The 25,185-nt window shown below is 38.4% G+C and carries 25 protein-coding genes; all 25 read right to left on the minus strand.

The annotated features are described in order from the left end of the window. Position 1: 1 nt before the first annotated feature. On the minus strand, positions 2 to 394 hold the full coding sequence (flgB, locus tag MKZ18_RS15305; protein WP_025908992.1) for a flagellar basal body rod protein FlgB: 393 nt from the start codon (positions 392 to 394) through the stop codon (positions 2 to 4). 480 nt (positions 395 to 874) lie between these two features. Further along, positions 875 to 1,654 carry a GTP-sensing pleiotropic transcriptional regulator CodY gene (gene codY / locus MKZ18_RS15310; RefSeq protein ID WP_025908993.1) on the minus strand — a complete coding sequence of 260 codons (780 nt, stop codon included), beginning with the start codon at positions 1,652 to 1,654 and terminating at the stop codon, positions 875 to 877. Positions 1,655 to 1,688: 34 nt separating this feature from the next. Next, positions 1,689 to 3,089, minus strand: a complete 1,401-nt coding sequence (gene hslU / locus MKZ18_RS15315) for an HslU--HslV peptidase ATPase subunit (protein WP_025908994.1) — start codon at positions 3,087 to 3,089, stop codon at positions 1,689 to 1,691. A 15-nt stretch (positions 3,090 to 3,104) separates the two neighbouring features. Then, positions 3,105 to 3,647: an ATP-dependent protease subunit HslV gene (hslV, locus tag MKZ18_RS15320; RefSeq protein ID WP_061784585.1), complete on the minus strand. Its 543-nt coding sequence runs from the start codon at positions 3,645 to 3,647 to the stop codon at positions 3,105 to 3,107. A gap of 18 nt (positions 3,648 to 3,665) precedes the next feature. Beyond that, positions 3,666 to 4,568 carry a tyrosine recombinase XerC gene (gene xerC / locus MKZ18_RS15325; RefSeq protein ID WP_061784586.1) on the minus strand — a complete coding sequence of 301 codons (903 nt, stop codon included), beginning with the start codon at positions 4,566 to 4,568 and terminating at the stop codon, positions 3,666 to 3,668. 64 nt (positions 4,569 to 4,632) lie between these two features. After that, a complete protein-coding gene (gene trmFO / locus MKZ18_RS15330) occupies positions 4,633 to 5,937 on the minus strand; it encodes an FADH(2)-oxidizing methylenetetrahydrofolate--tRNA-(uracil(54)-C(5))-methyltransferase TrmFO (protein ID WP_025908997.1) in 1,305 nt (434 codons plus the stop codon). 239 nt (positions 5,938 to 6,176) lie between these two features. Then, entirely contained in the window at positions 6,177 to 8,252 is a 2,076-nt protein-coding gene (gene topA / locus MKZ18_RS15335) for a type I DNA topoisomerase (protein WP_061784587.1), read from the minus strand. A 154-nt stretch (positions 8,253 to 8,406) separates the two neighbouring features. After that, positions 8,407 to 9,297 carry a DNA-processing protein DprA gene (gene dprA, locus MKZ18_RS15340; protein WP_061784588.1) on the minus strand — a complete coding sequence of 297 codons (891 nt, stop codon included), beginning with the start codon at positions 9,295 to 9,297 and terminating at the stop codon, positions 8,407 to 8,409. 61 nt (positions 9,298 to 9,358) lie between these two features. Then, on the minus strand, positions 9,359 to 10,261 hold the full coding sequence (gene sucD, locus MKZ18_RS15345) for a succinate--CoA ligase subunit alpha (protein WP_025909000.1): 903 nt from the start codon (positions 10,259 to 10,261) through the stop codon (positions 9,359 to 9,361). Between the two features lie 18 nt (positions 10,262 to 10,279). Next, positions 10,280 to 11,440: an ADP-forming succinate--CoA ligase subunit beta gene (gene sucC / locus MKZ18_RS15350; RefSeq protein WP_025909001.1), complete on the minus strand. Its 1,161-nt coding sequence runs from the start codon at positions 11,438 to 11,440 to the stop codon at positions 10,280 to 10,282. 112 nt (positions 11,441 to 11,552) lie between these two features. Next, a complete protein-coding gene (locus tag MKZ18_RS15355) occupies positions 11,553 to 11,831 on the minus strand; it encodes an EscU/YscU/HrcU family type III secretion system export apparatus switch protein (protein WP_025909002.1) in 279 nt (92 codons plus the stop codon). Continuing rightward, positions 11,828 to 13,348, minus strand: coding sequence for a hypothetical protein (locus MKZ18_RS15360; RefSeq protein WP_144593599.1), 1,521 nt, complete (start codon positions 13,346 to 13,348; stop codon positions 11,828 to 11,830). The genes MKZ18_RS15355 and MKZ18_RS15360 overlap by 4 nt, the downstream gene beginning before the upstream one ends. Before the next feature lie 19 nt (positions 13,349 to 13,367). Next, on the minus strand, positions 13,368 to 14,132 hold the full coding sequence (locus MKZ18_RS15365; protein WP_025909004.1) for a ribonuclease HII: 765 nt from the start codon (positions 14,130 to 14,132) through the stop codon (positions 13,368 to 13,370). Between the two features lie 116 nt (positions 14,133 to 14,248). Continuing rightward, positions 14,249 to 15,115 (minus strand): ribosome biogenesis GTPase YlqF, encoded by an 867-nt coding sequence (gene ylqF / locus MKZ18_RS15370; RefSeq protein WP_061784590.1) that lies wholly within the window; start codon positions 15,113 to 15,115, stop codon positions 14,249 to 14,251. Positions 15,116 to 15,148: 33 nt separating this feature from the next. Continuing rightward, complete coding sequence (gene lepB, locus MKZ18_RS15375; RefSeq protein ID WP_025909006.1) at positions 15,149 to 15,700, minus strand: signal peptidase I; 552 nt, start codon at positions 15,698 to 15,700, stop codon at positions 15,149 to 15,151. Positions 15,701 to 15,821: 121 nt separating this feature from the next. After that, entirely contained in the window at positions 15,822 to 16,166 is a 345-nt protein-coding gene (gene rplS, locus MKZ18_RS15380; RefSeq protein ID WP_025909007.1) for a 50S ribosomal protein L19, read from the minus strand. 189 nt (positions 16,167 to 16,355) lie between these two features. Beyond that, positions 16,356 to 17,090 carry a tRNA (guanosine(37)-N1)-methyltransferase TrmD gene (trmD, locus tag MKZ18_RS15385; RefSeq protein ID WP_025909008.1) on the minus strand — a complete coding sequence of 245 codons (735 nt, stop codon included), beginning with the start codon at positions 17,088 to 17,090 and terminating at the stop codon, positions 16,356 to 16,358. Further along, a complete protein-coding gene (gene rimM / locus MKZ18_RS15390) occupies positions 17,090 to 17,608 on the minus strand; it encodes a ribosome maturation factor RimM (protein WP_061784591.1) in 519 nt (172 codons plus the stop codon). Before rimM ends, trmD begins: the two co-directional genes overlap by 1 nt. A gap of 9 nt (positions 17,609 to 17,617) precedes the next feature. Next, on the minus strand, positions 17,618 to 18,004 hold the full coding sequence (locus tag MKZ18_RS15395) for a YlqD family protein (protein WP_061784592.1): 387 nt from the start codon (positions 18,002 to 18,004) through the stop codon (positions 17,618 to 17,620). Positions 18,005 to 18,108: 104 nt separating this feature from the next. Continuing rightward, positions 18,109 to 18,339, minus strand: a complete 231-nt coding sequence (locus MKZ18_RS15400) for a KH domain-containing protein (RefSeq protein WP_025909011.1) — start codon at positions 18,337 to 18,339, stop codon at positions 18,109 to 18,111. A gap of 11 nt (positions 18,340 to 18,350) precedes the next feature. Beyond that, on the minus strand, positions 18,351 to 18,623 hold the full coding sequence (gene rpsP / locus MKZ18_RS15405; RefSeq protein WP_025909012.1) for a 30S ribosomal protein S16: 273 nt from the start codon (positions 18,621 to 18,623) through the stop codon (positions 18,351 to 18,353). 135 nt (positions 18,624 to 18,758) lie between these two features. Continuing rightward, positions 18,759 to 20,102, minus strand: a complete 1,344-nt coding sequence (ffh, locus tag MKZ18_RS15410; RefSeq protein WP_025909013.1) for a signal recognition particle protein — start codon at positions 20,100 to 20,102, stop codon at positions 18,759 to 18,761. A gap of 12 nt (positions 20,103 to 20,114) precedes the next feature. Then, positions 20,115 to 20,447, minus strand: a complete 333-nt coding sequence (locus tag MKZ18_RS15415) for a putative DNA-binding protein (RefSeq protein WP_025909014.1) — start codon at positions 20,445 to 20,447, stop codon at positions 20,115 to 20,117. Positions 20,448 to 20,574: 127 nt separating this feature from the next. Continuing rightward, on the minus strand, positions 20,575 to 21,570 hold the full coding sequence (gene ftsY / locus MKZ18_RS15420) for a signal recognition particle-docking protein FtsY (RefSeq protein WP_061784593.1): 996 nt from the start codon (positions 21,568 to 21,570) through the stop codon (positions 20,575 to 20,577). A gap of 18 nt (positions 21,571 to 21,588) precedes the next feature. Next, entirely contained in the window at positions 21,589 to 25,149 is a 3,561-nt protein-coding gene (gene smc / locus MKZ18_RS15425) for a chromosome segregation protein SMC (RefSeq protein WP_061784594.1), read from the minus strand. Positions 25,150 to 25,185: the final 36 nt, after the last annotated feature.

Genomic DNA, 25,185 nt, shown 5'->3' on the forward strand with positions numbered 1-25,185 from the left:
TCTACTTACCTCCTCTAATGACAGTTTGTAGAGAATTAAATTTACCGTTAAGTCGATCAATTAATGCTTCATAGTAAATTTGATTTTCTGCCATTGTCGTCATTTCTTTATCTAAATCAACCCCATTGCCGTTTTCTTGGTATGTATGACTTGTTCTTGAAATAACAGCTGCTTGTTCGGATGATTTTGAGAATTCAATATGTTTTTCGTTCGTACGGTATGCTTTCAATGAATATTGAAGCTCTGATTGAAATTGATTCTTCCGAGATACATCTTTAGCCTTATAGTTTGGCGTATCTACATTTGCAATGTTTTGAGAAATTGTTTGCTGCTTAAGCGTTGAATAATTCAGACCTTGCTCTAATGACTGAATTGTTCCTGAAAATAAACTCATATAGGACACCTACTTACCGCGTTTAATTTTCTGACAAATTTCGACTTTTCTACCATAAAGCCTATTGTAAAAAAAAGTATGCTTCTTGTCTATACCTAATAAGCAACTTTTGTACTACATTACTAAAATTTATCATTGAATTTACAAATCTATTTTAACACCTTCAAAATAAATCCGGGCGCTTTTTTCGACAAAATACACTAAATATAATTAATAAGTCTCTGATAAATGACATTAAAAGTAATTTAATTAATTCTTAAACACTAAAACCATTAAAGGTAATCGTTTTTTTGTATAGTCTTAAAGAATTATATTTATTCAAATTAACTAGTTCTTTATGGACTATTTATATTTTAATTAAAAATGGTAATAGTTCTATTAACTCGCATTTTATATAAAAGAGGTACTTTTTTAGGAGGGCGATCTTAACAAAAAAAAGAGACCTTTGACTGCTAATCAAAGATCTCTTTATTCTAACGATTAGTTTGATTTCAATTTTGCTAATTCAACAAGAAACTTGCTGTTTAATACTTTAATGTACGTTCCTTTCATTCCTAAAGAACGCGACTCAATTACACCCGCACTTTCAAGCTTACGAAGTGCATTTACAATTACAGAGCGTGTAATCCCTACACGGTCAGCAATTTTGCTTGCTACTAATAAACCTTCATTACCGTTCAGCTCTTCAAAGATATGCTCGATTGCTTCTAATTCACTGTACGATAGTGAACTAATTGCCATTTGAACAACCGCTTTGCTACGCGCTTCTTCTTCAATCTCTTCCGCTTTCTCACGAAGAATCTCCATACCGACTACAGTTGCACCATATTCAGCTAGAATTAAATCATCATCTGCAAAGTTACGATCTAAACGAGCTAATACTAGCGTACCTAATCTTTCCCCTCCACCGATGATTGGAACGATTGTTGTTAAACCAGCTTCAAAAAGCTCTTTGTTTTCAACAGGGAACGCTGTGTATTCACTATTAATATCTAAGTTTGAAGATGTTTCAGAAATGTTGAATAAGTTTTGTGTATACTCTTCTGGGAATTGACGCGCTTCTAACATGCCTTTCATGCGGTCATTTTCAATCTGTTGCTTAACTGCGATTCCTAATAACTTACCGCGACGACTAACAACAAATACATTCGATTCAATAACTTCACATAAAGTTTCAGCCATTTCTTTAAAGTTTACGGGCTTGCCTGCAGCCTTTTGTAACATCGCATTAATCTTTCTAGTTTTTCCTAATAAATCCATTATCTTTGTTCCTCCTGAAATCTCTATTCTATACCTATAAAATAAATTGACTTAAATCTTTATTTTTTGCAATCTTCTCTAACTTACTTTCCACGTATTGAGGAGTAATAACAATCTTTTCTAACGTAACTTCTGGCGCTTCAAATGATAGGTCTTCAAGCAGTCTTTCCAGAATAGTATGAAGTCTTCTTGCCCCAATGTTATCCGTGTCTTGGTTAACTTGAAAGGCAATTTCTGCAATCTTACGTATAGCATCGTCAGAAAATTCAATTTGTATACCTTCAGTTTCCAATAATGCTACATATTGTTTTAATAGTGCATTATCTGGTTCAACTAAAATACTCATAAAATCTTCTACCGTTAGTTTTGTCAACTCAACACGAATTGGAAAACGCCCTTGTAATTCCGGAATTAAATCCGAAGGCTTGGAAACATGGAACGCCCCTGCAGCAATAAATAAAACATGGTCTGTCTTAATTGCTCCATACTTTGTTACAATTGTAGAACCTTCTACAATTGGTAGAATATCACGTTGTACACCTTCACGTGATACATCCGCTGAAGATGAGTTACCGCTCTTTTGAGCAATTTTGTCAATTTCATCAATAAAGACAATTCCATACTGTTCTGCACGATGAATTGCTTCTTGCGTTACTTCATCCATATCAATTAGCTTTTGAGCTTCTTCGTTTGTTAACACTTTACGAGCTTCTCTCACCGTAAGTTTACGCTTTTTCTGTTTCTTTGGCATAAAGTTACTTAAAGCATCTTGCATATTCATCCCCATCTGTTCCATACCCGAACCTTGCAGCATATCAAACATAGAAGGCTGTTGTTCTTCTACCTCAATTGTTACATAATGATCCTCAAGTTCTCCAAGGGCTAACTGATGGGCAATTTGCTTGCGCTTTGTTTCAACATTTACTTCTTCTTCTTGTTCTGCTTGAGTATCGGCTTGCTGTGAATTATTGGAGAAAATCATTTCAAATGGATTCTTAAATGTCTGCTGCTTTTTCTTGCTTGGAACTAAAAGCTCAACAAGACGCCTATTGGCATTTCTTTGAGCACTGTCGGATACAGAAACCATTTTTTCTTCCTTCACTAAACGAACGGATGTCTCAACTAAATCACGAACCATCGATTCTACATCACGACCAACGTAGCCAACCTCTGTAAACTTTGTTGCTTCTACCTTAACGAAAGGTGCACCAACAAGCTTTGCAAGCCTGCGCGCAATTTCTGTTTTACCAACACCAGTTGGCCCAATCATTAAAATATTTTTGGGAACAACTTCGTCTTTCAAAGCTTCGTTTAATAAACTACGTCGATAGCGATTCCTTAGCGCAACCGCAACCGCTTTTTTTGCACTTGTTTGGCCAACAATATACTGATCAAGCTTTTCAACAATTTGTCGAGGCGTTAAATGAGAATTCATAGAAAATCCCCTTTCCTACAGTTCTTCTACAATAATTTGATTATTCGTATACACACAAATCTCACTTGCAACATCCAAAGCAGCTTTTGCAATTTCTTTTGCAGTTAAATGTTCTCCAGCATGCTGTTTTAATGCACGGCCAGCCGATAATGCATAATTCCCACCAGAACCGATAGCTAAAATCCCATCATCAGGCTCAATGACCTCACCTGTTCCCGAAACCAATAGTAAGCTATCTTTGTTCATCACAATCAGCATAGCTTCTAGTTTGCGTAAAACTTTATCACTTCGCCATTGTTTTGCTAATTCAACTGATGCGCGCTGTAAATTGCCGTTATACTCTTCTAATTTACTCTCAAACATTTCAAACAGTGTGAACGCATCAGCAACTGAACCTGCAAATCCAGCCAAAACCTGTCCTTGAAATAAGCGACGTACTTTTTTAGCTGTATGTTTCATCACAACAGCATTTCCAAACGTCACTTGCCCATCACCTGACATAGCACATTGACCATTATGTTGAACGGCAAAAATCGTTGTAGCATGAAATGTAGACATAATAACTAACTCCTCCTTCTATGCACGAGGATGATGATTCATATATACTGTTTTTAACCGATCCTTCGTTACATGCGTATATATTTGAGTTGTGGATAAATTTTCATGACCAAGTAGCTCTTGAACCGTACGTAAGTCGGCTCCTTCATTTAATAAATGCGTAGCAAAGGTATGACGTAAAACGTGAGGACTAATATGTATGTTCTCTGCCGTTTTATTCATGAGTTTTTCAATAACTAAGCGAATACCTCTATCCGTCAATGTTGTTCCGCGATTATTTAAAAAGAGCGCATTCGTATTGGTAGCGCTTTTGCTTTTCAACTGCACTCGCCCATTCTGTATATATGTATGAAGAGAGTCTTTTGCATATTTACCAAATGGAACGTAACGCTGTTTTTTTCCTTTTCCATGCACAAGAAGCGTTTGAAGTGAAAAGTCAATATCACTAAGCTGAATGGCTGCGCATTCGCTCACACGAATTCCCGTAGCATACATTAATTCAAGGAGCGCTTGATTACGCTGGCCAAGCGGCGTAGTAAGATCATTTAACTCAAACAGTTTCATCAGCTCTTCCGCATAAAGAAAGCGTGGCGTATACTGATCTTTTTTCGGCAATGAAACAAGCGCAAACGGATTTTCAACCACTATTTGTTCACGATACAAATATCGATAAAGGCTTCGTAAACATGAAATCTTTCTCGACATTGATTTTTTTGAATATGACTTTTCATATAACCTTGTTAAAAACAGTCTTGCATCTGCATATGTAACATCTTGTAAATTTTGTATTTGTTCTGCTTCTAAAAAAGAGATGAATGACTCAATATCTTTTTTATAGCAATCAACTGTATATTGTGAATAGTTCTTTTCAATTTGTAAATATTCTAGGAAGGAATTTAAAGAAACTTTAACAAATTCCACTCATATCACCTCACAAGGGCTACTAAATATTATCACAATTCAGTAGCCCTTGCAAACAATTTCGTTATTTTGTTGTAAAATTCTGAATAGTTTCTAATGCTCTTGTAGCGAGCGCTTCATTTCGCTCTTTTTTGTTTTTAATACGGACTTCTAGCTCTTTAAACAAGCCAAAGTTTGCGTTCATCGGCTGGAAATTTTTAGCGTTTGTATGCGTAATATAGTGAGCCATACTTCCAATTGCTGTTTCTTGAGGTAGGACAACTAACTCTTCTCCTAAAACGTAACGGGCTGCATTCATTCCAGCCATTAGACCGCTAGCAGCAGATTCAACATAGCCTTCTACTCCCGTCATCTGACCAGCAAAGAACAAATCTTCACGTTCGCGATATTGGTAAGTTGGGCGAAGTAGTTTCGGAGAGTTAATGAACGTATTGCGGTGCATTACTCCGTAGCGAACAACTTCAGCATTTTCAAGGCCAGGAATTAAGCTTAATACCTCTTTTTGAGCTCCCCACTTTAAGTGCGTTTGGAAACCAACGATATTATAAAGCGTTCCTGCTGCATCGTCTTGGCGTAATTGTACAACAGCGTAAGGTCGTTTACCGGTTTTGGGATCTTCTAACCCTACAGGCTTAAGTGGTCCAAACAACATCGTTTTTTCTCCACGCGCTGCCATTACTTCAATTGGCATACAACCTTCAAAGTAGATTTCCTTTTCGAACTCTTTTAAAGGTACTACTTCAGCATCAATTAATGCTTGGTGAAACTTCGTAAACTCTTCTTTTGTCATTGGGCAGTTTAAATAAGCTGCTTCACCTTTATCATAACGTGATTTTAAATATACCTTGTCCATATCAATGCTGTCTTTTTCAATGATTGGAGCCGCCGCGTCATAAAAATAAAGATAGTCTTCACCTGTTAAAGTACGTAGCTGTTCTGATAAATCTTTTGATGTCAATGGACCTGTTGCAATAATTGTTGGGCCTTTTGGAATTTCCGTAATTTCTTCGTGTACAACTTCGACATTCGGGTGATTTTTTACACTTTCCGTTACGCGCGCTGCAAACTCATGACGATCTACAGCTAAAGCGCCACCTGCCGGAACTGCGCACGCATCTGCTGATTCAATAATAATTGAGTCTAGCTTACGCATCTCTTCTTTTAATACTCCAACTGCATTTGTTAAAGTATTGGCACGAAGTGAGTTACTACATACTAATTCAGCAAATTTATCTGTATGATGCGCTGGTGTCTGCTTTACCGGACGCATTTCATAAAGTCTTACTTTTAATCCTCTTTTCGCAATTTGCCAAGCGGCCTCGCTTCCAGCAAGACCAGCACCAATTACGTTAATTACTTGTTCTGTCATGTTCAATCCTCCAACTAAAATATCAAACAAAGAAGTATTATAACATACCTTTTTTCTGTTTGTTTAATCGTTTATCTCCACTCGCTGCTACTTTTTTCTCAAAAAAATACGACGCCATGTAAATGAGTCGCTAAGAACGTTTCCATTTTAGCACACTACCTCATGTCGTCGCACTTATATCCTTCATAATAATCAATCATTCATCGTTACAATTTATTCTAAATAACTAACCGCGCTTCTTATTGTTGCGTTTCTTCCTTATAATCACAGCTTGTGCAAACTACTTGCGTTCCTTTTTTCTGCTTTTTCTCTACAAGTAAGCTCTCACACTTTGGACACTTTCTAGCAATTGGCTTATCCCAAGAAATGAATTCACAGCTTGGAAAACGATCACAGCCATAGAAAGTACGTTTTTTCTTGGACTTACGTTCTACGATGTTCCCTTCTTCACACGTCGGGCACTTTACGCCAATTTCTTTGACAATTGGCTTTGTATTACGACATTCTGGAAAGTTTGAACATGCCATGAACTTTCCATAGCGCCCCATTTTAAATACCATTGGTGATCCACAAGCTTCACAGTCTTCTCCAGCAGGTTCGTCTTTGATCTCTACTTCACGCATTTCTTTTTCTGCTTTTTCAAGCCTCTTTTCAAAATCGCGATAAAATTCGTCAATAACCTTAACCCACTGTACGCTTCCTTCTTCCACCTTATCAAGGTCCGTTTCCATTTTAGCTGTGAATTCAACATCTAAAATTTCAGGGAAAAATTCTAAAATAAGTTCTAGCACAATCCCACCAAGTTCCGTTGGTACAAAGCGCTTGTTCTCTAAAGCAACATATCCGCGTTTTTGAATCGTATCAAGCGTTGGTGCATAGGTGGATGGTCTTCCTATCCCTAATTCTTCAAGCGTTTTAACTAATCTCGCTTCCGTATAACGCGGTGGTGGCTGTGTGTAATGCTGCTTTGGCTCAATATCTTTTGAATAAGCTGTTTCCCCTTCTTCTAAGTTTGGAAGCTGCTTTTCTTTTTCTTCGACTTGGTCATCGCTACCTTCTACATATAGCTTCATAAACCCAGGAAACTTCACTTTTGACCCATTTGCTCGAAACGTTACGTCACCATTTTTTAAATCAACAGCCATTGTATCCATTACGGCCGAAGACATTTGGCTTGCTAAGAAGCGTTCCCAAACAAGCTTGTATAAACGAAACTGATCTCTTGATAAAAATTCCTTCACATCTGCAGGTTTACGCATTGCCGAAGTAGGACGAATTGCTTCGTGAGCATCTTGTGAGTTGGCTTGCTTCTTTTCTTTTTTCTTTTCTTGTGCTAAATAGTCATTGCCATATGCGTTTAAAATGTACTCTTTTGCTTCTTCTTGCGCTGTTTCAGAGATACGGGTTGAATCGGTACGCATGTACGTAATTAAACCAACGGTTCCTTCTTTCCCTAAATCAATACCTTCGTATAGCTGCTGAGCAATCATCATTGTTTTCTTTGCTCTAAAATTCAGCTTTCGTGCTGCTTCTTGTTGAAGAGAAGAAGTTGTAAAGGAAGGAGCTGGATTTCGTTTTCTTTCTTTTTTTGTTACTTTTGAAATCTTAAACTCGTTACCTTCTATCGTTTGAAGAATGGCTTTTACTTCTTCTTCATTGGAAAGGTTTGCTTTCTTCCCTTTGTACTCAATTAGCGATCCTTCAAACTGATCGTTATCTTTTTGGAAAGTTGCTTGTACCGTCCAATACTCTTCCGGCTCAAAGTCCGTAATTTCTTTTTCACGATCAATGATTAAGCGTACTGCAATCGATTGAACACGTCCAGCGCTTAATCCTTTTTTCACTTTCTTCCATAGTAATGGACTAATGTTATATCCCACTAATCGGTCCAAAATACGTCTTGCTTGCTGCGCATCAACTAAATCCATATTGATTGCACGTGGATGTTTAAAAGACTCTTTAATTGCATCTTTTGTAATTTCATTAAATACAACGCGACAGTCTGATGCAATATCTACATCTAGGCTATGAGCCAAGTGCCATGCAATGGCTTCACCTTCACGATCTGGATCGGCTGCTAGATAAATCTTTTTCGCTTTTTTAGCTGCTGTTTTTAAATCTTTCAGTACCGGTCCCTTACCACGAATGGTAATATACTTTGGATTATAGTTATGTTCAGTATCAATGCCCATTTGACTTTTGGGTAAATCACGAACATGTCCCATCGATGCTTTCACTTTATATTTTTTTCCTAAATAGCGTTCAATTGTTTTGGCCTTAGCAGGCGATTCTACAATTACTAGGTAGTCAGACATCTATTTGCTCCTCCTCAAGAGGTAAAATAAAACCTTCATTATTATTAATTAATCTTTTTTTTATCATATTGTATCAAATACTTTTCTCTAAATTTCGTTATGTTTCAGTAATACTCTTTCATCTTACAAATCATACATCTTTCCAAATAAAAAATTACCTATGACTTTGGAATCGATGTAATTCACTTATTATATCTGTAGGGTTCTGTACAAGCTTCGCACCCATTTGAATCAGTTTGTTTACTCCTTTTGAAGCATCATCTGTAATAGGGCCAGGTATAGCAAATACTTCCCTTCCTTGTTGAAGTGCTTGATCAGCTGTAATAAATGAACCACTTCGCTCTTTAGCTTGAACCACAACTGTACCACTTGTCAAGCCACTAATAATTCGATTCCGCTTTGGAAAGTGCCACTTGGCTGGTTTAGTCGGTGGCGGATACTCTGACACCAATAAATGGTTATGAGCAATTTCATTTGCTAATGGAAGATTATGCTTTGGATAGATATTATAAAAGCCACTTCCTAAAACTGCAATAGTTTTTGCTTGTTTAGCAATGGCTAGCTGATGAGCAGCTGTGTCAATACCCAAAGCTAATCCGCTTACAATTACAAATTGATTATGAAGCAACGGAGCTAAAACCGATTGTATAGCATCATATCCATACTGAGTAGGCTGTCTTGTTCCAACCACGCTTAAACAATCTTTATACTGAAATAATGACAAATCTCCTTTACAGAACAAAACCCAAGGTGGATCATAGATATTTTTTAATAAATGGGGGTATTCATCATCAATAATTGTTATACAGTAAATACTTTGCTCTTCATATTTATTTAGAATATCTTGTATTGGAATAGTTTGCAAATATTTTTTCACTTGACATGCTCGATTGAATGGAACCTGAAGGATTTGCTGAAGGTCATTCGGAGAATAATTGTACAGATGTTGAAGAGAAGAATCATACTGAAGAAACGAAAAGATTTGCTTCCAAGTCAATAGCTGACAATGCGATAAGTGAATTATTTTTTTGCGCAACTCATCCATATCATCGACTCCTTTTATGGCATAGAAAATAGTCCTCAGCAAGGAGGACCATTTTTATGCTTTAATGAGTTTTACATTTTTCTAATAAACCTTGTTCTTTTAACACACTAATTAATGTCTCACCCATTACAGACGGCGTTTCAGCGACTTTGATACCGCATTCATTCATTGTTTTGATCTTTTCAGCAGCCGTTCCTTTTCCACCAGAAATAATGGCACCAGCATGGCCCATACGTTTCCCTGGAGGTGCTGTTTGCCCACCAATAAACCCTACAACAGGTTTTGTCATGTTTGCTTTAATCCATTCTGCAGCTTCTTCTTCAGCTGTACCACCAATTTCACCAATCATAATAACAGCATACGTCTCTTCGTCTTCATTGAAGGCTTTTAGAACATCAATAAAGTTTGTACCATTAACCGGGTCTCCACCGATACCAACAGCTGTTGATTGACCAATTCCTGCTTCAGAAAGTTGATGTACTGCTTCGTATGTTAACGTACCAGAGCGTGATACGACACCAACATGACCTTTTTTGTGAATATATCCTGGCATAATACCAATTTTACATTCTTCTGGCGTAATAACACCTGGGCAGTTTGGTCCTACAAGTCTAGTCTTTTTGCCTTCCATATAGCGCTTTACTTTTACCATATCTAATACAGGAATACCTTCTGTGATACAAATAACAAGATCTAACTCTGCATCAACTGCTTCAATAATTGAATCAGCCGCGAACGCAGGTGGCACGTAAACAACAGAAGCTGTAGCACCTGTTTTTTCTTTGGCTTCTAATACCGTATTAAAAACGGGAACGCCTTCAACTTCCATACCACCTTTACCTGGCGTTACACCACCGACGATTTGTGTGCCGTACTCTAACATCTGCGTTGTATGGAAAAGACCTACTCCGCCTGTTATACCTTGTACAATCACTTTTGTGTCCTTATTAATAAATACGCTCATTCCTATCCCCCAGCCTTTCTATTTCACTAGTGAAACGATTTTTTGTGCGCCGTCTGCCATTGACTCAGCTGCTGTGATATTCAGCCCTGATTCTTGAAGAATCTTCTTACCTAGCTCTACGTTTGTTCCTTCTAAACGCACAACTAATGGTAAGCTTAAGCCAACTTGTTTTGTCGCTTCTACAACACCAGTTGCAATTACATCACACTTCATAATTCCACCAAAGATGTTAACAAAAATCCCTTTTACATTTTGGTCAGATAGAATAATTTTGAACGCTTCTGTTACTTTCTCAGCTGTAGCGCCGCCCCCAACATCAAGGAAGTTAGCCGGGTCTCCGCCATAGTGCTTAATGATGTCCATTGTGGCCATAGCAAGTCCAGCACCGTTTACCATACAACCGATGTTTCCATCTAATGAAATATAGCTTAGGTCATATTTAGACGCTTCAATTTCTTTCGCATCTTCTTCATCTAAATCGCGATACTCTAAAATATCTTTTTGACGATATAGTGCATTTGAGTCGAAGTTTAGCTTCGCATCAAGTGCCATTACGTTTCCATCGCCTGTTACAACAAGTGGGTTGATTTCAGCGATTGAACAATCTTTTTCAACAAATACAGTATATAAACCAGCCATAAATTTAACTGCCTTACCTACTAATTCTTTTGGAATATTAATATTAAACGCGAGTCGACGCGCTTGGAAACCTTGTAGACCAATTGCTGGATCAATGTATTCTTTGAAGATTTTTTCAGGAGTTGCTTCCGCTACCTCTTCAATCTCCGTACCACCTTCTTCAGAACCCATTAATACAACTTGAGAAGTAGCGCGATCTAATACTAAACCAATGTAGTATTCTTTCTTAATATCGCAACCTTCTTCAATAAGTAAACGCTTTACTTCTTTCCCCTCTGGACCTGTTTGATGCGTAACGAGCGTTTTACCTAAAATATCTTGTGCATATGTACGAACTTCATCTAAGCTTTTCGCTACTTTTACACCACCCGCTTTTCCACGTCCCCCAGCATGGATTTGCGCTTTAACAACTGAAACTTGAGATCCAAGTTCTTTAGCAGCTTCAACCGCTTCTTCTACACTATATGCTACTTTACCATTAGGTACTGCTACTCCATATTTTCTTAGGAGTTCTTTCCCTTGATACTCATGGATATTCATTTCCCATCCTCCTAACGTAATCAACCAATAAAATAGACTGCGCTTTCATTGTATAAAAATAATTGTCTAGTTGTCTACTATTCAATTAAAAAATATTAAAATAATTGGAAAATTATTTTTTCTTTATCTCTTGGTCCAGCTGATAAACAAACGCAAAAACCTCTGCCACCACTTCATAAAGCTCGCTTGGAATCTTTTCATGAATAGTTAGCGTGCTTACTAGCTCGGTTAAAGAAGCATCTTTTTGAACAGGAACGTTATGCTCCTGTGCCTGTTCAATGATACGCTTTGCAACTTCTCCACTTCCTTTGGCAACGATCCTAGGCGCCTCATCTCTTTCTTGATTATACGTTAGCGCAACCGCCTTTTGTTTTCTATCATTTATGCTCATATCAAAAAGTCAACTCCTCCTCTATACGAATAAGACGATGTAGACATTTTCTTTTCAATTGAACTTTCTTGTTTCAAAGCACGATAACTAACTCCTGATAGCTGGTAATCCAACTCTTCCAGCTTTTTTACTAAGCTTTTTGTAAACTTTTCACCGCTCTCTTTCAACAGGTCGGCATATTGATTTATTATCTGCAAAGTAATGATTCGATTTTGGATATTTACACTAATGACAACGTCTTGTAACGCTTCAAGGTTCACATAAAACAAAATATGACAATAATTAGGATTAACCCCTTGGTTTTCTTGTCTTTGACCACTCCATTGTATAGAAACATCTCTCCACTGTTTGCCAACTAACAGTGGAACTTCCATGTAGAAGTTAGACAGTGGACCATTGGCCTGTGATAGAAGTTGAAAACCAGTTATTCGAGATATAAGCAGCTCCATCTTCTCTCGAATACCTGCATCGTCGACCGATTTGACTTCTGAAGCTAAAAGGTTCAGAAGTGCTCCTCCACCTTCTTGTGATAATCCAAACGCGTGAAAGAAAGCTGTTAAGCGCTGTACTCCCATTAGTTGTTTGATTACCTCGCTATTAGAGTACTGGTCAATTGCTTTCCATGCGTTCGAGAATGCTTCATACTCCCCAGCCTGTTCGTACACTTCTTGTGATAGCTGACGCACCATGTCAAAACCTTCACGAAAAGATTCTTGCACCTTGGCTAAGAATACAGCTTTCACTTCGCTTTGCTGTAAGGTAAATAAGCGTGAGGCTACACTTAATACATCTTCTTCCCTTTTACTCTTAGGAAACAAATTCAAATGTTGCAGCATTTGATAGGCTTTTTCGTTATGATTCGTCGCTTGTAACCAATTCACGAATGTTTTTTTAAAAGGTTCATTTTGAGCACCGCTAGACTGAAAAAAGATTGAATCAATTACCTTTCCAAGCCCTGAGTTTGGATTATATTCTTTAATCGCTTGTAACTCTTTTGAAAAAGAGCTGCTTCCCATAACATTTTTCAATGCATCGAACACTTCTTTAGACAAGGGAAGACGCAGCTTTAACATATAGGTTAGAATTTCCTTCGTTTGTTCTGTCAAGCTCTCTTTTGCAAGAATATTACCGAGGCTATTTACCTTTTCTTTAGTAAGCGCATGTCCTTGTTCTACAAGATTAGACAACCACTTTTTGCTCTCTTTATTCACTTCAATTCTCAGTTCTTGCACTAATGATTCAACTAATTCAGAACCTTGTTTGATGGGCGAAATCATTTTTAAGTGCGGCAATTCTCCTTCTGTCGAAGTAACTTGAAACCAGTAGTTTTGTCTAACTATTAATGGGGCTTCCAATTTTCCTACCATTGTCATTCCGTTGAGCTTTAAAAGTGCTGTTTGTTTCGGAAAAAGTTTGAGCACCCGTCCAAGAACATGATCGCCAGCAGTAAGTGTAAACGACCTGGTACTATGATTAGATGCTGAGAAAAGCTGTTGAAAACCTGAAATTTTCATCATTCTTCCCCCTCTTTACCACTTATATTTTCTCTTTAATAGGTGCAAAAGAACGGCGATGCTCCTTTAAAATTCCATAGGTATCAATTGCCTCTAAGTGTTGCTTTGTACCATATCCCATATGCTTTTCAAATCCATATTCGGGATAAATTAAAGCTAGTTCCTTCATCATTCGGTCTCTTGTCACTTTTGCAACCACAGAGCTTGCTGCAATAGAAATGCTTGTGGCATCACCTTTAATGATAGACTCCTGCGGAATATTAAGCGGCAACTCCATAGCATCTATTAATAAGGCTTGAGGCTCAATAGATAATCCCTCGATTGCTTCTAACATGGCTTTTTTCGTTGCTTGATAGATATTTAATTTATCAATAGTTGCTGCATCTACAATTCCAACACCAACTGCTACTGCTTGCTGACAAATCTGTTCGTAAAACTCTTCTCTCTTGGCTTCTGATAACTTTTTAGAATCTGTTAATCCAGGTAAAAAGAAGTCCCTAGACAAAATAACTGCGGCGGCAACTACCGGTCCTGCTAAAGGTCCTCTCCCTACTTCATCAACTCCTGCAATAAACTGTAAGCCTTGGTCATACAGTTTGTTTTCATATGCTAACATTTGATAGAATTGCTCTTTTAAGCTCTCAGAGGCTTGTATTTGTTTCTTTCTTTGTACAACAGCTTGTTGTACACCCTTGCGCTCATCTTGCTCATACTGCGCAAATAAGGGATCCTGAAGGTTGTCGATTGCTTGCAACGCCTGCTTAATGTCATTAATGTTTAGTTTCATCTTTTCCTCTCTCCTTACTATCCTTCTATATCGACTGTTCTGTTATTATTTTCAATCAATAAAAAAGCCGCCTTTACCTTACATAGGTAAAAAGCGACCTTAACTTTTTTTACAGCCTATTCTTCTGACGAAAGCTCAGCTGGATCATCAAACGTTAGCATTCCTAGCTTATCCGTTCGAATCTCTCTCAGCACCAGTTCGGCTGTTTTATCATAATCAACCATTCCACCGCTCATAATACAACCTCTTTTTGCTGCAATCGCATCAAAAAGCTCAACAATATCCTCTGGTATCTCCTCAAGACCATAACGCTCTTTAAGATTAACGGGATAATAGCGAGAAAGGAAGCGAAGTGCATAAACACAAATGTCCTGCATGTTAACGATTGTATCTTTAATTGCACCTGTTGTCGCTAATTTATAGCCTACCGTTTGATCTTCAAACTTCGGCCAAAGAATTCCTGGCGTATCTAAAAGCTCTAGCTCACTTCCCACTTTAATCCATTGCTGTGCTTGAGTCACACCAGGACGATCTCCTGTTTTGGCAATCTTTTTGCTTGCTAAGCGGTTGATAAGCGTAGACTTTCCTACGTTGGGAATTCCAACAATCATCGCTCGAATCGCACGAGGTTTTTTAATTCCTTTTGCTTTCATTCTCTCAAATTTTTCATGGAGAATTTCCTTTGATAAAGAGACAATTTGTTTCATCCCTTTTCCTGCCTGTGCATCAATCGCTAACGCTTGTACACCCTGTTCACGATAGTAACGCAACCATTCTTCTGTCATGCGCGGATCCGCTTTATCTGTTTTATTTAATAAGACAATGCGAGGCTTATTTACAATAATCTCATCAATCATTGGATTTCTTGATGATTGTGGAATACGAGCGTCTACTAGCTCATATACAATATCAATTAATTTTAGTTTTTCCGTAACTTGACGTCTCGCTTTCGCCATATGTCCCGGAAACCATTGTATTGTCATGTTCTACTCACCTTTTATCAATTACTACATTTTTTAATTAGATAGTCGAGCTTCAGATAGCGGCCAGTAAACTAAGCTTGTCTTTCCAAGTACTTGATCCATACTTACAAACCCAATTTGTCTACTATCCTTACTGTAGCGACGATTATCTCCCATTACAAACAAATGGCCTTCAGGTACTTCTCCTTCACCTGTTAAACCTTCTAGGGTAAAATCTTCTGTTAAGTTACCATCAATAACTTCTTTTTTATATTCATCAAGATATGGTTCTTCATACGGCTTTCCGTTCACATATAAAACATCATCACGATATTCAATATGATCACCCGGTAGACCAATAATTCGCTTTATGTAGTCCTTTTGTTCATCTGCATGAAAGACGATAATATCAAAACGATCAGGATCCCCAATTTTATACGAAAACTTATTTACAATCATGCGGTTCTGATCATGTAGAGTTGGCATCATTGATAATCCATCTACTACAATCGGCGCAAATAAAAAGTAGCGAATAACTACAGCTAATAAAACAGCAATAGCAATGGCTTTAATCCATTCAAAAAATTCATTTTTTCCTCGGGCCATTCTCAGTCCCCCAACCTTTATATACTACATCTTTTATTGTATCTGAAAGTCACTGAAACACCTAATAATTATAAAAAAAGATTTGAAAAAAGGAGCTTGTTTAACAAGCTCCCCTTCACGATTATCGAATTTCTTTAATACGCGCAGCTTTACCACGTAATTCACGTAGGTAATAAAGTTTCGCACGGCGTACTTTACCACGGCGCATTACTTCGATTTTTGCAATTTTTGGCGTATGAAGTGGGAATGTACGCTCTACACCTACACCGTAAGAAATCTTACGTACTGTAAATGTTTCGCTGATACCACCACCACGACGCTTGATAACAACACCTTCAAATACCTGAACACGTTCACGGCTACCCTCAACGATATTTACGTGTACACGTACAGTATCACCAGGACGGAACGTAGGAAGATCGGTTTTAAGTTGTTCTTTTGTAATTTCTTCGATTAATTTTTGCATCGCGTGTTTCAACTCCTTCCAACAGATGCTCATAACAATGCTTATAGATCATTGCAGCGGAACACCGTTATAAGTGACAAAAGCATATCAGCTCAAGCCACAAGATTTATCTTAGCACACTCTCATGGCGTATGCAATAAGAGAAATTATTTTTCTGTATCTTTTAAAACACATTGGGAACTCTTCGTCTTATTCACTTTCTTCATTTTGCAATTCAGCTATTATTTTCTTTTGCTGTGAAGAAAGCTCAAGCTGTTCTAGCATATCTGGCCTTCTTAGCAGCGTTCGCTTGAGAGACTCTTTTTCGCGCCATGCTGCAATTTTTTGATGGTCACCGCTCATTAAGACATCAGGAACCTTAAATCCTCTGAAATCAGCAGGACGTGTATAATGTGGGTGTTCTAACAACCCTGTGCTATGCGAGTCCTTTACAGCCGAATCTTGATTCCCTAATACGCCTGGCAATAGACGTACTACGCTGTCAATTACAACCATTGCCCCTAGCTCTCCACCGGTTAACACATAATCACCAATTGAAATCTCATCAGTTACAACGTGCTCACGGATTCGCTCGTCATATCCCTCATAGTGACCACATACAAAGATTAGATGCTCTTCTTGCGCTAGCTCTTCTGCTTTTTTTTGCGTATAGCGCTCTCCTTGTGGACACAGTAAAACAACGCGTGGCTTAGAGTCTTTTGTCAGCGCATCTACCGCATCAAAAATTGGCTGAGGTGTTAATACCATCCCTGCTCCGCCGCCATACGGATAGTCATCAACATTTTGATGCTTATTCGCTGAGTATTCTCTAAAATTTACCACGTTTAACTCTACGGCTTGCTTTTCTTGCGCTTTTTTTAAAATGGATTCACCAAACACTCCTTCAAACATTGAAGGAAATAAAGACAGGACATCAATCTTCATCAGTCTAATAACCCTTCCATTACTGTAATAATAATTTCTTTATTCTCAACATCAATCTCCTGAACAACTGCGTCGATATAAGGAATTAAAATCTCTTTTCCATCTTTTCCTTTTACAACCCACACATCATTCGCACCAGGAACTAAGATTTCTTTTATCTTCCCAAGCTCTTGACCTTCTTCCGTTTTAACAATGCAGCCAATAATTTCATGAAAATAAAACTCACCGTCTTCAAGCTCAGACAATTGATCTTCCGATACTTTCACCATGCTGTTCTTAAATTTCTCAACGTCATTTACATTTGGATACCCTTCAAATGATACAAGGTCAAAATTTTTATGCTTTCTATGCGTAGCCACAACTACCTCAACAGGTTCAGTTTGCTTTTCTTGGAACAAATAAAGTTTGTTTCCTACTTCGTAGCGTTCATCTGCAAAATCTGTGGTTGAGATAATGCGTACTTCACCTTTAATCCCATGTGTATTAACAATTTTACCTACTTTAAACCAATTATTCATTGTTCACCTCTATCGAATTTCAACGACAATGCCGTCTTTGATTACAATCTCTTTTTTTTGCTTTATATCATTCCAATTATCACCGATTTTCACTTCAAGCAACGAATCCATTTCTGATTCAACAAGCTCACTTCCTAACGCCAGGCGCTCTAGCTGTTCAATTTGAAAATCAATTACGTCTATTTTTTCAAGTCTGGATGAACGCTCTTTTTCAAACTGAGTATGAAGCAAAGATGATTGAGTTTTTTTTGTTTTCTCTATTTGTTTCAGTTGAAACTTAAGCTGCTCTAACTCTTTTTGCAGCTCGACTTTTCGCTGAGAGAAACGATTATGTAGTAACGCCTTGCTGCTTTCCGTCACAACTTGCTTCACAACAACCTTTTGAATAATTTGCATCAAACCCCTCCTCTTCATCCTACGATTCTTATTAAACCATTTCTATCCGTCATTTGAGAAGTAGTTACATAAAAAAAAGGGGGAGGTTATCCCTCTCCCTTTTTTCACTCTTGAATTTTCACATGCACTTTTTTATCTAATTGCGATGCCGCCGCAGAGACAACAGTCCGAATCGCTTTGGCAACCCGCCCTTGCTTTCCAATAATCTTTCCGATATCTTCTTTGTGAACTTCAATGAAGTACGTCACTTGATGTTCTTCACTTACTTCTTTCACTCGGACTTCATCTGGATAATCAACAAGTGGCTTAACAATCGTTTCAATTAGTGATGTCATCGCGAGTATAATTATTTTCCTAATTTAGCGTTATGGAATTTCTCCATGATGCCTTCGTTAGAGAAAAGGTTACGTACTGTATCAGATGGTTTTGCACCATTTTGTAACCATTTAAGAGCTAACTCTTCATCAATTTTAACTTCAGCTGGTTGAGCTACTGGATTGTAAGTCCCAACCACTTCGATGTAACGTCCATCACGTGGTGAACGAGAGTCTGCTGCTACGATACGATAGAAAGGAGATTTTTTAGCTCCCATACGTTTTAAACGAATTTTTACTGCCATTTTTAAAGCACCTCCGAATATGTTTCAACAAGATAATATAATATCAAAAAGATAAAATGTTTGTAAAGGTTTTTTTCTTAACAGTATAAAAAATATTTTATTCTGTTTATTTTTACAACTAAATTTAGTGACAAATTAAGAAAAGAAAGGTAATTTCATGCCCTTTTTCTTCCCTTTAGACATGTTTGTCATTTGCTTCATCATTTTCTTCATGTCTTCAAACTGCTTCAATAGTCGGTTAACCTCTTGAACCGATCGACCGCTACCTTTTGCAATGCGTTTTCGTCGACTAGCGTTAATGATTTCAGGATTTGTTTTTTCAGCTTTTGTCATGGAACGAATAATCGCTTCTACATGACTAATTTGCTTTTCATCTACCTGTAAGTTCTTGAGGCCTTTCATTTTATTAGCACCTGGAAGCATGCCAATAAGTTCATCTAACGGCCCCATTTGACGAACTTGAGCAAGCTGCTCTAAAAAGTCATCAAATGTAAACGACTGCGTACGCAGTTTCGCTTCAAGCTCTTTAGCTTTTTCTTCATCTACGTTAGCCTGCGCTTTTTCAATCAGCGTAAGAACGTCTCCCATTCCTAAGATACGAGAAGCCATACGCTCTGGATGGAATGCATCGATTGCATCCATCTTTTCACCCAAACCAACAAACTTAATCGGTGTATTGGTAACTGCACGAATTGATAAAGCCGCACCACCGCGCGTATCTCCATCTAGCTTCGTTAATACCACACCTGTTAAGCCAAGCTGTTTATTAAAGCTATCAGCTACGTTTACAGCATCCTGACCCGTCATTGCATCGACAACTAAGAAAATTTCATGAGGGTTTGTGAGCTCTTTAATTTGCTCTAACTCTTCCATTAAATTTTCATCTACATGCAAACGTCCGGCTGTATCAATTAATACATAATCATGATGCTCTTCTTTAGCATAAGCAATGGCCTGCTTTGCAATTTCAACGGGACTTACTTGATCTCCCAGTGAAAAAACAGACATACTTAACTGCTTTCCAAGCGTCTCAAGCTGTTTAATCGCCGCAGGGCGATATACATCAGCTGCTACAAGCAATGGGTTGCGGTTATGTTTCTTACGCAGTAGGTTAGCTAGCTTACCAGTAGTTGTCGTTTTACCTGCACCTTGAAGTCCTACCATCATAATAACCGTAGGAGCCTTTGGAGCCACTGCAATTTTGCTTTGTTCGCCGCCCATCAGTGCTGTTAATTCTTCTTGTACAACTTTAATAACCTGTTGACCAGGCGTTAAGCTTTTTAATACGTCTTGACCTACTGCGCGCTCACTTACTCGCTTAATGAAGTCTTTTACTACTTTAAAGTTTACATCCGCCTCTAAAAGGGCTAGGCGTACCTCACGCATCATTTCCTTAACATCTGCTTCAGTTACTTTACCTTTTCCCTTTAGCTTTTGTAACGTGCTTTGCAAACGGTCGGCTAATCCTTCAAATGCCATATATGCCGCCCCCTAATCTAATTTCTCGAGCGAATCAAGAAGAGAAGAAAGCTTGTTGTTTGTTTCAAGTTCGCCTGTCAGTTCATTTTTTAGTTGTTGAACAATTGATTGACGCTCTTGAAACCGTTGAAATAACAATAGCTTTTCCTCATATTGTTCAAGCATTTGCTCTGTACGTTTTATATTATCATAAACTGCTTGACGACTCACATCAAATTCCTCTGCTATTTCACCTAGGGAATAGTCATCTAAATAATAAAGAGACATATAACTTCTTTGCTTTGGTGTAAGCAACGCTTGATAGAAGTCGTATAAAAAGTTCATTCGCGTCGTTTTTTCTAACATACGACTGCCCCCCTTGTTAAGTGAAAAGCCTTTACATGTCTTTAGTTTACAAAGAAGCAATTAGAATGTCAAGTTTTTTCCTTAACAGCAAAAACGCGACGAAGAAAGGCTTCATCGCGTTTTTAAATTAACTGTTTTGCACTTCATCTTCTACCGCATTAGCAAATAACCCATAGATGTATTGTTCCGTATCAAACGGCTGAAGGTCGTCCATCTTTTCCCCTAGCCCTACGAATTTCACTGGTAAGTTCAGTTCGTTTCGAATAGCCAACACAATACCACCTTTTGCAGTACCATCTAGCTTTGTCAGAACAATTCCCGTTACGTTTGTTGCTTCTGAGAAGATTTTAGCTTGGCTAAGAGCGTTTTGCCCAGTTGTTGCATCCAACACAAGTAGCACTTCATGTGGAGCTCCAGGCACTTCACGCTCAATTACGCGTTTTACTTTCTCTAGCTCCTTCATTAAGTTCACTTTATTTTGCAAACGACCCGCTGTATCACATAGTAAGATATCCGCTTTACGAGCTTTTGCTGACTGAATAGCGTCATACATTACAGCAGCTGGATCTGACCCAGCTGATTGCTTAATAACATCTACTCCAACGCGTTCGCCCCATACTTCAAGCTGCTCAATAGCACCTGCACGGAACGTATCGCCTGCTGCCATCAGAACGTTCTTGCCTTCTGACTTAAACTTATGAGCAATTTTACCAATTGTTGTTGTTTTCCCTACGCCATTAACACCAACAAACAGAACAACAGTAAGGCTATCTTGCTGCATATTAAGGCCTGCCAGCTGTTCCTCGCCTGACTCATAGATATCAATTAATTTTTCAGAGATGACCGCTTGAACTTCTTGAGGATCTTGAATGTTCTTTCGTTTTACTTCATCTTTTAATTCATCAATCAAATCCATAACAGTCGAAACGCCAACGTCTGCGCCGATTAGAATCTCTTCCAACTCTTCAAAAAACTCTTCATCCACTTTTCGATAGCGAGAAACTAAATCATTGACGCGTTCTGAAAACGAATCGCGCGTTTTTGAAAGTCCATCTTTAAACTTTTGAGTAACGGAGTCTGTTTGATTTGTAATCTTTTCTTTTAATCGCTTAAAAAAGCTCATGTTTTAACACCCTTTCTACTAAACATATTGCTTCGAATCTTCTAAGCGTACGGATACAAGTTTTGAAACTCCCGATTCCTGCATTGTTACGCCGTACAGCACATCTGCTTCTTCCATTGTTCCTTTACGATGCGTAATGACAATAAACTGTGTTTGCTCACTATAACTTCTTAAGTACGTAGCAAAACGGTGCACGTTCGCCTCATCTAAAGCTGCTTCTACTTCGTCTAATACACAAAACGGTACAGGACGAACCTTTAAAATGGAGAAGAGAAGAGCAATGGCTGTTAAAGACCGTTCTCCTCCAGAAAGAAGCCCTAAGTTTTGAAGTTTTTTACCTGGAGGCTGGGCAATAATGTCCACCCCAGTGTTCAACAGATCCGTCGCATCCGTTAGCTTCAGCTCTGCTTTTCCTCCACCAAATAGAGACTGGAATACATGGTTAAACTCTTCCCGAATTCGGTAGAACGTATCAGAGAAACGCTTTTTCATCTCTTCATCCATTTCATCAATAACCTGATAAAGCGTGTTTTTAGCTTCATCTAAATCATTTTTCTGGTTGCTTAAAAATTCATAGCGCTCTGCTGTTCGCTCATATTGTTCAATAGACCCTAAGTTAACCGTACCAAGCTCCTCGATACCTAACTTAATAAGCTTAATCTTTTTACGAGCTTCGTCAATTGGAATCGTTAGCTGATACGAAGCTTTTGCTGCTTCAAAGCTCGTTTGATATTCTTCATTCAGCTGATGTAAACGACTGTCTAACTCAACGTCAATTCGGTTCAGTTTTACTTCTTCGTCTTTTAACGCATTTGCAATTTGCTTATGCTGGCGATGCAACTCTTTGACAAAGCGCTCTGCATCTTCTAGCTTGTTTTGTGATTTCAAGCGCTCTGCCCGACAGTCATCCATTTTCTTCAACGTTTCTGCTTTTTCTTTAACCTTTTCTGCAGCCGCTTCTTCTAGTGAAAGCTCTCCAGAATCATTTGATGTCATCTCATTCGTTAAAAGTGCCAAGTCTTCTGTTACTTCTTCTAAGCGCTTCGTTGTTTGATTTAGCTCAAAGCAAATACGATCATATTTTTCACGCTTATTTTTAAGAGACTGTTCTTGTCCAGCCAGCTCTACTTTTACTTCGGTTAGCTTCTGGCGCACTTCCTCTCGGGAAGTTTGTTGCGTACGCTTACGATGAGTAAGCTCTTCAATAACTCCCTCTAGCTCTGAAGTCTGTTCTTTTGCTTCACCTAGCTGCTTTTCTAACACTTGAATTCGCTTGATCAAATGTTCTTGATCGCTTTTAAAGCTAACCATGTCTTGATCATACATCGCTAATCGATCGTTTACCGCTTGCTCTTCAATTTCTACTTGCTTCACATCTCGATCTAACGCTTTTTCTTGCTCTTCTAGACGCTTAACAAAAGACTGTTCTTTACCAATAGCTTGTTCCAACTCTTCAATCGTTTCTTTCTTAGCTTTCACATTTTTCTCAAGTTGAAGCGTTTTTTCTTCCATTTCCTTCAGCTTCGCAGTAATTGTTTCAAGCTCTCGCTGACGACCAAGCAATGAATTGGTTTTTTGCTTAACCGATCCACCTGTCATGGACCCGCCTGGATTCACCACGTCTCCTGTTAAAGTAACAAAGCGGTAGCGATGCTGAATCAGTCTAGCAAGCTCATTTGCTCCTTTTAAATCTTTTACAATAATAACCGTACCAAGCAAGTTCTCTGCAATACTACGATACTTCTCATCATATTTTACAAGCGAAGAAGCGACGCCCACAAACGTATCGTGAGTTTCAATTAACGAAATGGTTTGTGGCGGTATAAAACGCGAACGCACGGATGTTAATGGTAAAAATGTAGCGCGTCCGTAATGATTTTGTTTTAAAAAGCTAATTGCTTGTCGCGCACTCTGCTCATCAGACGTCACAATATGCTGAGTTGCACCACCGAGCGCAATTTCAATCGCTGTCTCATACTCTTTCGGCACGCTAACTAGTTCAGCAATAGCTCCTTCAATCCCGTGAAGCTTCTGGCTTCTCGCTTTTAAAATTTCCTTTACACCATGGAAATACCCTTCATAGTCCTCCTGCATCTCTTCAAGCATTTGCTTTCTAGACTTTGTTTGCTGGACGTATTGATAGGCTTGATACAGGGTTGACTCTTGCTTTCGATATTCCTCTCGCAGGGAATCGAGCTTTGCAAGCTGCTCTTTTAATTGACGCGTGGCATCCTGCAATTCTTGTTGAAAGTTTTGCAGTTTATCAATAAGAGCTCCTTTTTTCCGCTCTAGATCCACTCGTTGCTGAACATATTGCTCGTTTGCTTTTAAAAGCCGCGCTTCTTTTTCAGACGTTTGATGCTTTTGCTGCTCTAGAAAAGCAATCTCATTTCGAGAAGCTGTCTGTGCATTTGCCAACTCAAAATATTCGCTTTTTAACTGCTCTAACTGCTCATCCAGGTTTTCACTATACGTTGCAAACAGACGCTCTTGTTCGGCTACTTCTTCACGCGTTTTAGCAACGTCGTTTTCAAAAGTAGTTAAGTCATTCTCTTCTTTTTGCTTCGCTATCAGCAACTCTTTTTTTGTTTGAGTATACTCTTTTACAAGTCGCTCTAACTGCTCTTTATTTTGCGAAGCGTTCTTTTTACGCTCTTTTAACACTTCTTTCTTACCTTCTAGCTTTTCAACTTCTTCACTAACAAAAAGAAGGTGTTTATGTAGCGCGTCGATTTCCTCATCCGCACGCTGAATATACACGCGTAAACAATTAATCTCTTGCTCACGCTCTCCAATGTTGGCAGAAAGCGATTGCTCCATTTGCTGATGAGATGCTATGTCTCGTTTAAGCGCTTCCCACTTACCATGAAGCTCTTCAATTTCAAAAACCGTTACTTCAATATCAATCTGTTCTAATTCTTCTTTTTTCTGCAAGTAATCTTTTGCAATGGAAGACTGTATTTTTAAAGGCTCTAACTGTCCCTCAATTTCATGTAAAATGTCAAGCACGCGATTTAAGTTTTCTTGTGTTTCAATTAACCTTAACTCAGCCTTACGTTTACGCGTTTTATACTTTAAAACGCCCGCTGCTTCTTCAAATATTTTACGACGCTCATCTGGTTTGCTGCTGAGAACTTCTTCAACTTTACCTTGACTAATAATGGAAAAAGCTTCTCTTCCCAAACCTGAGTCCATAAATAAATCCACAATATCTTTTAAACGACATGGTTGGTTGTTAATAAGAAATTCACTATCACCTGAGCGATTTACTCGCCTTGTAATGCTTACTTCATGATAATCAAGCGGTAGGAACTGATCGTCATTTTCTAGCGTAATCGTTACGTCTGCTACATTAACAGCACGCCTTGATTCACTTCCCGCAAAAATAACGTCTTCCATTTTCCCACCACGCAGTGACTTTGCAGACTGCTCGCCCATTACCCAGCGAATTGCATCTGTAATGTTACTTTTACCACTACCGTTTGGTCCAACAACTGCTGTAACCCCTGGTACAAAGTCAATTGATACTTTCTGAGCGAATGACTTAAAGCCAGTAATATCTAAACGCTTGAGGAACATATAGATTCCCCCTTTTCCTTATTTTCATAGTAAATC

The organism is Priestia sp. FSL W8-0001, from assembly GCF_038050335.1.
GTDB lineage: Bacteria > Bacillota > Bacilli > Bacillales > Bacillaceae_H > Priestia > Priestia flexa.

Bases quoted from the DNA above. Each gene is read 5' to 3' on its own strand.
- MKZ18_RS15360 (WP_144593599.1), bottom strand. From the start codon at position 13,348: ATGATGAAAATTTCAGGTTTTCAACAGCTTTTCTCAGCATCTAATCAT.
- rplS (WP_025909007.1), bottom strand. From the start codon at position 16,166: ATGCAAAAATTAATCGAAGAAATTACAAAAGAACAACTTAAAACCGAT.
- rimM (WP_061784591.1), bottom strand. From the start codon at position 17,608: ATGAATAATTGGTTTAAAGTAGGTAAAATTGTTAATACACATGGGATT.
- trmFO (WP_025908997.1), bottom strand. From the start codon at position 5,937: ATGACAGAACAAGTAATTAACGTAATTGGTGCTGGTCTTGCTGGAAGC.
- rpsP (WP_025909012.1), bottom strand. From the start codon at position 18,623: ATGGCAGTAAAAATTCGTTTAAAACGTATGGGAGCTAAAAAATCTCCT.
- MKZ18_RS15365 (WP_025909004.1), bottom strand. From the start codon at position 14,132: ATGAAACTAAACATTAATGACATTAAGCAGGCGTTGCAAGCAATCGAC.
- ftsY (WP_061784593.1), bottom strand. From the start codon at position 21,570: ATGAGCTTTTTTAAGCGATTAAAAGAAAAGATTACAAATCAAACAGAC.
- sucC (WP_025909001.1), bottom strand. From the start codon at position 11,440: ATGAATATCCATGAGTATCAAGGGAAAGAACTCCTAAGAAAATATGGA.
- dprA (WP_061784588.1), bottom strand. From the start codon at position 9,297: ATGGATGAGTTGCGCAAAAAAATAATTCACTTATCGCATTGTCAGCTA.
- ylqF (WP_061784590.1), bottom strand. From the start codon at position 15,115: ATGACAATACAATGGTTTCCGGGACATATGGCGAAAGCGAGACGTCAA.
- topA (WP_061784587.1), bottom strand. From the start codon at position 8,252: ATGTCTGACTACCTAGTAATTGTAGAATCGCCTGCTAAGGCCAAAACA.
- ffh (WP_025909013.1), bottom strand. From the start codon at position 20,102: ATGGCATTTGAAGGATTAGCCGACCGTTTGCAAAGCACGTTACAAAAG.
- MKZ18_RS15355 (WP_025909002.1), bottom strand. From the start codon at position 11,831: ATGAGCATAAATGATAGAAAACAAAAGGCGGTTGCGCTAACGTATAAT.
- MKZ18_RS15395 (WP_061784592.1), bottom strand. From the start codon at position 18,004: ATGCAAATTATTCAAAAGGTTGTTGTGAAGCAAGTTGTGACGGAAAGC.
- flgB (WP_025908992.1), bottom strand. From the start codon at position 394: ATGAGTTTATTTTCAGGAACAATTCAGTCATTAGAGCAAGGTCTGAAT.
- hslU (WP_025908994.1), bottom strand. From the start codon at position 3,089: ATGAATTCTCATTTAACGCCTCGACAAATTGTTGAAAAGCTTGATCAG.
- MKZ18_RS15400 (WP_025909011.1), bottom strand. From the start codon at position 18,339: ATGACATCACTAATTGAAACGATTGTTAAGCCACTTGTTGATTATCCA.
- lepB (WP_025909006.1), bottom strand. From the start codon at position 15,700: ATGGCCCGAGGAAAAAATGAATTTTTTGAATGGATTAAAGCCATTGCT.
- MKZ18_RS15415 (WP_025909014.1), bottom strand. From the start codon at position 20,447: ATGTTAGAAAAAACGACGCGAATGAACTTTTTATACGACTTCTATCAA.
- trmD (WP_025909008.1), bottom strand. From the start codon at position 17,090: ATGAAGATTGATGTCCTGTCTTTATTTCCTTCAATGTTTGAAGGAGTG.
- codY (WP_025908993.1), bottom strand. From the start codon at position 1,654: ATGGATTTATTAGGAAAAACTAGAAAGATTAATGCGATGTTACAAAAG.
- smc (WP_061784594.1), bottom strand. From the start codon at position 25,149: ATGTTCCTCAAGCGTTTAGATATTACTGGCTTTAAGTCATTCGCTCAG.
- hslV (WP_061784585.1), bottom strand. From the start codon at position 3,647: ATGTCTACATTTCATGCTACAACGATTTTTGCCGTTCAACATAATGGT.
- sucD (WP_025909000.1), bottom strand. From the start codon at position 10,261: ATGAGCGTATTTATTAATAAGGACACAAAAGTGATTGTACAAGGTATA.